Origin of the sequence: Halorubrum rutilum (genome assembly GCF_042665015.1) — an archaeon.
Classification (GTDB): Archaea; Halobacteriota; Halobacteria; order Halobacteriales; family Haloferacaceae; genus Halorubrum; species Halorubrum rutilum.
In genome coordinates, this window is record NZ_JBHTBL010000008.1 from 327,652 (window position 1) to 335,514 (window position 7,863).

At 76.5% G+C, this 7,863-nt stretch carries 9 protein-coding genes; 8 read left to right on the forward strand and 1 reads right to left on the reverse strand.

The window, feature by feature from the left end:
* Window positions 1–4 precede the first annotated feature (4 nt).
* Genes ACFQMF_RS10840 through ACFQMF_RS10875 form a run of 8 tightly spaced genes read left to right on the forward strand, consistent with a single transcriptional unit; the run spans window position 5 to window position 6,997 of the window.
* Complete coding sequence (locus ACFQMF_RS10840) at window positions 5–1,012, forward strand: CobD/CbiB family cobalamin biosynthesis protein (protein ID WP_256409258.1); 1,008 nt, start codon at window positions 5–7, stop codon at window positions 1,010–1,012.
* Complete coding sequence (gene cobS, locus ACFQMF_RS10845; protein ID WP_379791963.1) at window positions 1,003–1,797, forward strand: adenosylcobinamide-GDP ribazoletransferase; 795 nt, start codon at window positions 1,003–1,005, stop codon at window positions 1,795–1,797. The genes ACFQMF_RS10840 and cobS overlap by 10 nt, the downstream gene beginning before the upstream one ends.
* The gene (locus tag ACFQMF_RS10850; RefSeq protein WP_256409274.1) at window positions 1,797–2,501 is read left to right on the forward strand and encodes an NTP transferase domain-containing protein; all 705 of its coding nucleotides are present in this window, start codon (window positions 1,797–1,799) and stop codon (window positions 2,499–2,501) included. The genes cobS and ACFQMF_RS10850 overlap by 1 nt, the downstream gene beginning before the upstream one ends.
* Window positions 2,502–2,511: 10 nt before the next feature.
* Window positions 2,512–3,594 carry an aminotransferase class I/II-fold pyridoxal phosphate-dependent enzyme gene (locus ACFQMF_RS10855; protein WP_256409259.1) on the forward strand — a complete coding sequence of 361 codons (1,083 nt, stop codon included), beginning with the start codon at window positions 2,512–2,514 and terminating at the stop codon, window positions 3,592–3,594.
* Window positions 3,587–4,369: an adenosylcobinamide amidohydrolase gene (locus ACFQMF_RS10860; protein ID WP_256409260.1), complete on the forward strand. Its 783-nt coding sequence runs from the start codon at window positions 3,587–3,589 to the stop codon at window positions 4,367–4,369. The genes ACFQMF_RS10855 and ACFQMF_RS10860 overlap by 8 nt, the downstream gene beginning before the upstream one ends.
* The gene (locus tag ACFQMF_RS10865) at window positions 4,366–5,142 is read left to right on the forward strand and encodes a cob(I)yrinic acid a,c-diamide adenosyltransferase (RefSeq protein WP_256409261.1); all 777 of its coding nucleotides are present in this window, start codon (window positions 4,366–4,368) and stop codon (window positions 5,140–5,142) included. Before ACFQMF_RS10860 ends, ACFQMF_RS10865 begins: the two co-directional genes overlap by 4 nt.
* A gap of 9 nt (window positions 5,143–5,151) precedes the next feature.
* The gene (locus tag ACFQMF_RS10870; protein ID WP_256409262.1) at window positions 5,152–6,765 is read left to right on the forward strand and encodes a cobyric acid synthase; all 1,614 of its coding nucleotides are present in this window, start codon (window positions 5,152–5,154) and stop codon (window positions 6,763–6,765) included.
* Between the two features lie 49 nt (window positions 6,766–6,814).
* On the forward strand, window positions 6,815–6,997 hold the full coding sequence (locus ACFQMF_RS10875) for a hypothetical protein (RefSeq protein ID WP_256409263.1): 183 nt from the start codon (window positions 6,815–6,817) through the stop codon (window positions 6,995–6,997).
* A 40-nt stretch (window positions 6,998–7,037) separates the two neighbouring features.
* Here the strand turns inward: ACFQMF_RS10875 and ACFQMF_RS10880 are convergent, their stop codons facing one another.
* Window positions 7,038–7,733 (reverse strand): helix-turn-helix domain-containing protein, encoded by a 696-nt coding sequence (locus ACFQMF_RS10880; protein WP_256409264.1) that lies wholly within the window; start codon window positions 7,731–7,733, stop codon window positions 7,038–7,040.
* Between the last annotated feature and the right edge of the window lie 130 nt (window positions 7,734–7,863).

Genomic DNA, 7,863 nt, shown 5'->3' on the forward strand with positions numbered 1-7,863 from the left:
CGCGATGTCGCTCCCCGCGACCCTCGGGCTCCCCGTCGTCGCTCCCCTTGCCGCGCTAGCGCTCGCCGTCGCCCTCGACCTCGCGATCGGGGAGCCGCCGGCGCGCGTCCACCCCGTCGCGCTGTTCGGCTCGCTCGTCGAGCCGATCGACCGGTCGTGGTCGCGGCCGCGATCCGTCGGCGTCGCGGCCGCGGTCGGGCTCCCGACCGTCGCCGCGGTGATCGCCGGGGGGACCGTGTGGGGCGCGGCCGCGCTCGCGCCGCGCCTCGGCGTCGGAGCGCGTCTCCTCGCGGTCCCCGTCGCGGGCGGGCTGCTCTTCTCGACCGTCAGCCTCCGGATGCTGCGCGAGGTCACCGCCGAGGTCGTCGCGCTGACCGAGACCGACCCGGACGCGGCCCGCGAGTCGATCCGGGCGCTCGTGGGGCGGGATACCGGAGACCTCTCGCCGGGGGCCCTCCGGAGCGCGGCCGTCGAGAGCGCGGCCGAGAACCTCGCCGACGGGTTCGTCGCCCCGCTCGTGGGGTTCGCGGCCGGCGCGACGGTCGGGCTCGCGGTCGGGGGTTCCGAGGCCGTCCTCCCGCTCGCGCTGGGCGTCGCCGGCGCGGCGTGGGCGAAGGCCGTCAACACGCTCGACTCGATGCTCGGCTACCGGTCGAAGCCGGCCGGGTGGGCGAGCGCCCGGCTCGACGACGCGGTCATGTTCCTCCCGGCCCGCGCGACCGCCGGCTGTCTCGCGGTCGCGGCCGGCTCGGTCGGGGCCCTCTCGCGGGCGCGGTCGTGGGCGCGAGAGCCGGGGTCGCCGAACTCCGGGTGGCCGATGGCGACCGCGGCGGCCGCGCTCGACGTGCGGCTGGCGAAGCCGGGTCACTACGCGCTCAATCCGACCGCGGCGGCGCCGAGCGTCGCCGACGCGGAGCGGGCGGTCCGGCTCGTCGGCGTCGCCGGCGGGGTCGCCGTCGCGGGGACGGCCGGGTGGCTGGCGGCGGTCGCGGGGGTGGTCGCGTGGTCCTGACCGTCGCCGCGCTCCGGGGCGCGCTCGGCTTCCTCACGCGGGTCCCGGTCGGTCGCGGCGAGGAGTCGTGGGCGGCGTTCGCGGGGGCGCCGTGGGCGTTCCCGGTCGTCGGCTACCTCGTCGGCGCGCTCGTCGCGCTCCCGCTGCTCGCGCCCGTGCCCGCGCCGACCGTCGCGCTGGCGTTCCCGGTCGCCGTCTACGCCGTGACCGGGATCACGCACCTCGACGGGGTCGCCGACCTCGGCGACGCGGCGGTCGTCCACGGCGGCCCCGAGGAGCGTCGCGACGTGATGCGGGACTCCGCGCTCGGCGTCGGCGGGACGGTCGCGCTCGCCGCCGTCGTCCTCGGGCTGGCGACCGCCGCGCTCGGGCTGGCCGAGGCCGCGAGGCCGGCGGGCGCGGTCGGGACGCGGGCCGTCGGCGGCGTCGCCGTCGCGGTCGGGATCGTCGTCGCGAGCGAGGTCGGCGCGAAGGCCGCGACCGCGACGCTCGTCTGCGTCGGCGACGCGGCCCACGAGGGGCTCGGCTCCGCGCTGACCGAGGAGGTCGGCCCCGGGGCGGCGCTCCCGGTGCTCGCGCTCGCTTCGCCCGCCGCGCTCCTCGGGTGGCCGCGGCTCCTCCCGGGGGTCGCCGCGCTCCTCGCGGCGCTGGCGACGGCGGGGCTGGTCCGGCGGTGGGCCGGGCGACGGCTCGGCGGCGTCTCCGGGGACGTGCTGGGCGCGACGAACGAGCTGGCGCGGGTCGCCGCGCTGCACGCGGGGGTGATCGCGTGGACGCGCTTCTGATGTGCGGCGGCCGCGGCACCCGCCTTGGCGGCGAGACGGAGAAGCCGCTGACGCCGGTCGCGGGGCGGCCGATGGTCGACCGCGTGTGCGACGCGCTCGACGGGAGCCGCGCCGAGACGGCGCACGCGGTCGTCTCGCCGCACGCGTCGGCGACGCGCGCGCACCTCGTCGACGAGCGCCGCCCGGACCTCCCCGTGATCGACGCGCCGGGCGACGGCTACGTCGCCGACCTGCAGTACGCGATGGCGGCGGTCGGCGGCGCGGAATCCGGAGGGCCGCCCCTCCTCACCGTCGCCGCCGACCTCCCGCTCCTCGACGCCGCGGCCGTCGACGCCGTGATCGACGCGGCCCGGGCCGCCGGCGACGGCGACGCGCCGCGGTCGCTCACCGTCTGCGTTCCGGCCGCGCGCAAGCGCAAACTCGGCGTCAGCGCCGACGCGGTGACCGAGGTCGACGGCCGCGAAGTCGTTCCCGCCGGGATCAACGTCGTCGGGGACGGAGCGGCCGGAAGCGACGACGGCAACGACGAGACCGACGACGGCAGCGACGAGACCGACGACGGCGACGCCGCCGTCCACGTCACCGAGGACGTCCGGCTCGCCGTCAACGTCAACTACCCGTCGGACGTGCGGGTAGCCGAGCGCCTCCTCGGCGACGGGGAGCCCGACAACCCGAAGCCCGACGACCCGGAGCCCGACGGATGAACCCGAACCCATGAACCTCGACGCCGCCGCCGACCTCGACCGCGCGCCCCACGGGAGCAGCGACGACCCCGACCTGCTGGACTTCTCGGCGAACACCAACCCCGAAGTGCCTGACGGCGTCGAGGCGGTCTACCGCGAGGCGTTCGCCGAGGCGCGGGGGTACCCGCCGGAGCCGCCGGCGGGGTTCCGCGAGGCCGCGGCCGACTACGTCGACTGCGACCCCGAGTCCGTGATCCCGGCGCCCGGCGGGCTCGCCGCGATCCGGGCGGCGGTCGCGCTCGCGGTCGACCCCGGCGACACCGCCCTCCTCCCGGCGCCGAGCTTCGGCGAGTACGCCCGCGAGGTGCGGCTGCAGGGGGGCGAACCGGCGTTCGTCCCGGCGAGCGAGGTCCTCGACGCCGACCCGAGCGGCCACGCGCTCGCCGTGGTGTGCAACCCGAACAACCCGACCGGGACCGGGTACGACCGCGCGGCGCTGGAGCGGTTCGCGGCGCGGTGCCGCGAGGCCGACGCGCGCCTCCTCGTCGACGAGGCGTTCCTCGGGTTCACCGACCGGCCGTCGCTCGCGGGGACCGAGGGGGTCGTCGTCGCCCGGTCGCTCACGAAGCTGTTCGGCCTCCCCGGGATCCGGACCGGCTTCGCGGTCGCGCCGGGCGCGTTCGGCGCGGCGCTGGCGAGCGCCCGGCGCCCGTGGAACCTGAGCGCCCCGGCGCTCGCGACCGGCGCGTACTGCATGGGGCGTGACGGGTTCGTCCGAGAGACGCGCGAGCGCGTGCGCTCGGAGCGGGCCCGGATGCGCGCGGCCCTCGCCGAGCGCTACGCGGTCCGCCCTTCCGACGCGCCGTTCCTCCTGCTCGACGTGAGCGGGGACGGCCGGTCGGTCGAGGCGGTCGTCGCCGACGCCCGCGAGCGCGGCGTGGCGGTCCGGGACGCGACCACCTTCCGCGGGCTCGACTCGCACGTCCGGGTCGCGGTGCGCCGGCCGGCCGAGAACGACCGGCTGCTGGCGGCGCTGGGCGTCGGCGACGAGACCGCGGCCGGCGCGGAGGCGGCCGACGAGACGGCGACCGACTCGGAGGGCGACGATGTTTGAGGCGACCGTGCGCGACGGCGTCCTCCGCCTGCGACGCCCGGGGACGCGCTGGCTCTCGACCGGGTGGGACGGCGGGCGCTCGCGGGGTCCCGCCGCGTACAACGTGACCGTCCCCGAGGGGTTCGACCGCACCGACCTCGGCGCGTACCGCGACGAGCGGCTGGCGCGGGCGGGGTTCGAAAACGGCGGCGGCCCGGCACGCGACGGGGACGCCGAGCGCGACCCGCCAACCCTGTTCACCGGCGTCGCGATGGACCACGCGCGGGGCGCGCGCCGCGGGCCGGTCGTCGCGTACGCGACCGCCGGCCTCTCGAACCCGGCGATGCTCCCGATGGAGCCGGGGGGAGCGGCGGCCGACCGCGGCGACGCGGTCGCCGACGACCCGGAGCGCGAGCCCGAGGCGACGACCGAGGGACCGCCCCGGCGACCCGGCACGGTCAACCTGACCGTCGGGACGACCCGGCGGCTCGCCGACGGCGCCGCGGCGAACCTCGTCGCCGTCGCGGCCGAGGCGAAGGCGGCGACGCTGCTGGCGACCGCGGGCGTGCCGGGGACCACGAGCGACGCGGTCGTGATCGCCGACGACCCGGACGGCGAGCCGGCGGCGTTCTCGGGCAGCGCCACCCCGGTCGGCGCGGCGGCCCGCGTCTGCGTCCGGGACGCGGTGCGCGCGAGCCTGCGGTCGCGGTACCCGGACGGCGACCTGCCCGGGCCGGCCGGCGACGCCGAGCACGGCGTCGTCGCCGACGGGCGGGCGGAGGTCTTCGACCCATGACAGACGACAGCGACACCATCACCGACGGCGGCGAATCGAGCGAGACCGATCCGGCCGACGGCGGTTCGAGGGCCGGCGACCCGACCGACGGCGATTCGAGCGACGGCGACCCGGCCGCCCGGACCCCCGGCGGCGGCGCGGCCCCCGAGCCGGAGCCCGTCGAGCCGGCCGCGCCCGAGGAGTTCGGGCTCGTGCAGGCCTGGTGGGGCGACGGGAAGGGGAAGACGACGGCGGCGATGGGGATGGGCTTCCGGGCGGCGGGGCACGGCTACCGCGTCCACATGCTCCAGTTCATGAAGGGGGGCGCCGACAGCGTCGAGGGCGTCCGCGGCGAGTACAACGCCATCGCCGCGATGCCGGGGTTCAGCTACGAGAACGCCGGTCACTACGGCTGGCACGGCCTCCTCGACGGCTCGGCGGACGACGAGCACGAGGCGAAGGCCGCGGCCGCCTTCGACCGCGCCGAGGCGCTCGTCGCGGGCGCCGCCGACGCCGACCTGGCGGCGCCGCTCCCGCTCGACGGCGACCCCGACGAGGGGGTCCACATGCTGATCTTGGACGAGCTGCTGTACGCGGCCGACCGCGGGCTCGTCGACCCGAACGACGTCGTCGCGCTCGCCGAGTCGAAGCCCGAGGGCCTCGAACTCGTCCTCACCGGGAGCCACGCGGAGCCCGAGTACCTAGAGGGGGTCGCCGACCTGATCTCGAACGTCCGGAAGGTGGCGCACCCCTTCGACGCCGGCCACCGGGCGCGGCGGGGGACGGAGTACTGAGATGCCCCGGTGGCGACGCGCGGCCCGGCGGAGGCGGCCGTGACCGACTCCGACCCCGACGCCGAGACGCTCCTGATCGCCGGCACGGCGAGCCACGCCGGCAAGAGCACGGTCGCGGCCGGGCTCTGTCGGCACCTCGCCCGGAACGGCGTCGCGGTCGCCCCGTTCAAGGCTCAGAACATGAGCAACAACGCGCGGGTCGCGCTCGCCCCGGACGGCGAGTGGGGTGAGATCGGGATCTCCCAGTACGTGCAGGCCCGGGCCGCGGGCGTCCCGGCGACGACCGACATGAACCCCGTGCTCCTCAAGCCGCGCGGCGACGGCGAGAGCCAGCTGGTGATCGACGGCGAGGCGGTCGGGCACTACGCGGCCGGCGAGTACTACGAGTCGCACTGGGAGCGCGCCCGCGAGGCCGCGGTGGCCGCGCACCGCCGCCTCGCCGCCGACCGCGACGTGATCGTCGCCGAGGGGGCGGGCAGCATCGCCGAGATCAACCTCCACGACCGGGACCTCGCCAATATCGAGTGCGCGCGGTTCGCCGACGCCCGAGTCGTGATCGCGGTCGACATCGAGCGGGGCGGCGCCTTCGCGAGCCTCTACGGGACCCTCGAACTCCTCCCCGACGACGTCCGCGAGCGCGTCGCCGGCGCGGTCGTCACGAAGTTCCGCGGCGATCCCGCCCTGCTGGAGCCCGGCATCGACGAGATCGAGGCGCGGACGGGCGTCCCGATCATCGGCGTGATCCCGCACGACGACCCCGGCCTCCCCGCGGAGGACAGCCTCTCGCTGCCGGACGCGGGCGAGGAAGGAAGCGAGGGCGGGTCGAACGTCCTCGGCGCGGACGACGGGGTCGCCGACGCCGACGCGGTCCGGGTCGCCGTCCCCCGGCTCCCGCGGATCTCGAACTTCACCGACCTAGAGCCGCTGTCGCGCGAGCCCGGCGTGCGGGTCGCGTACGTCCCGCTCGACGCGTCCCGCGGCGAGGAGGACGATCCCCTCGGCGACGCCGACGCGGTCGTCATCCCGGGGTCGAAGAACACCGTCGACGACCTGCTCGCGCTCCGCGACGCCGGCGTCGACGACGCGCTCCGCGAGTTTTCCGGGCCGATCGTCGGCCTCTGCGGCGGCTACCAGATCCTCGGCGAGCGGCTGACGAACGCCGACGTGGAGGGGACCGGCGCGGCGACCGAGGTCGAGGGGGTCGGCGTGCTGCCGGTCGAGACGCGGTTCTCGACCGAGAAGCGCGTGGAGCGCGTGACGCGGTCGGTCGACGGAGTCGGCCCGCTCGCCGGCGCGGACGGGACCGCGACCGGCTACGAGATCCACATGGGCCGGTCGTCGCCGACCGCGGCGGTCGCCTCCCCGCTGGGCCCGGAGAGCGCGGCGACCGACCGGGCGCTCGGCACCTACCTCCACGGCCTCTTCGAGAACGAGGGCGTCCGGGAGGCGTTCGTTGACCGGACATTCGCGGCGGCGGGAAAGCCGCGGCCGCCGGTCGGGGGAGGCGAGGGCGACGCGGACGCCGCCGGCGCGACCGACGGTCGCACCCCCTACGACCGCGCCGCCGACCTCGTCGCCGACAACGTCGACCTCGCGGCGATCGGCCTCGGGGACCACGGCTGAGCGACGCCGCGACAAAATGCACATATCGGTTCGTCCCGATCGCACGCCCATGGTCTCCCGCGAGAACGCGGTCATCGGGACGTGCATCACCCTCACCGTCGCGCTCGCCCTCGCGGTCGAGTCGCTGAACCTGGCGTACCCGGAGTGGGTCCCGCTCGCGCTGTTCATCGGCGGCGGGGTCGTCGTGCCGCTCGCGGTCAACGAGGCGTTGGACCGACAAGAGGCGGCGTAGGGCGGGAGAGCGAACGAACTCGGGGGTGACTGACGCGACCTCAGACCTCGCCGAGCGTCTCCTCCAGCAGCTTCCGCTGGGCCGCCGCGAGGTGCTCGGCGAACGTCGAGGGAGCGATGTCGAGCGCCTCGGCGACCGCGCTCGCGTTGGCGTCTCGGGGGCGCTCGAAGTACCCCATCCGGTAGGCGGTCCGTAACACCTCGCACTGGCGGTCGGTGAGCCGGCCGCGGTCGACGAGGGTCCGGTCGGGGACCGCGTCGTCGGTCGCCGCGCCGTGGACGAGGTACCGGACCTCGACGCGGTCCGCGATCCCGTCGAGCGCCGAGACGATGTCGCGGAGGCGTTCGAGGTCGGGGAGGTGGAGCGTCAACAGGAGCACGCCGTCCTCGGCGCGCGCGTCGGCGATGGGGCAGTCGAGCTCCTCGATCACCCGACAGGCGCACTCCCCGTCGCGCGGGCGGTCGTACCGGTACACCCGCTCGTCGCCGAGGTCGACGACGGACGCGGCCGCCGGAACGCCGTCCGCCCGGTCGACCGCGTCGGGGTCGCGGGCGCGGAACTCCTCGGTGTGCGTGTCGCCCGCGTGCGTCCAGTTGACGCCCGTGATCGGGCCGTCGTGGGCGGTCGACGCCGCGACGACCGGACAGTTCCCCGCGCCGTGGATCGCGACGCCCGCGCGGACGCCGTCGGGCGTCTCGCCCGCGCGACTCCCCGCCGATTCGCTACCGGTTGCCATCGGATCGGCGAAGGGGCGACGCACACAAATGCCTGATCCCCGACGAGCGAGCCGCTCGATACCCCCGAGAGGCCGTGTTGAATCGCTGTAAGGCGTTGGAATTCACTGTTTGACGAGGCGTTTGATGTTA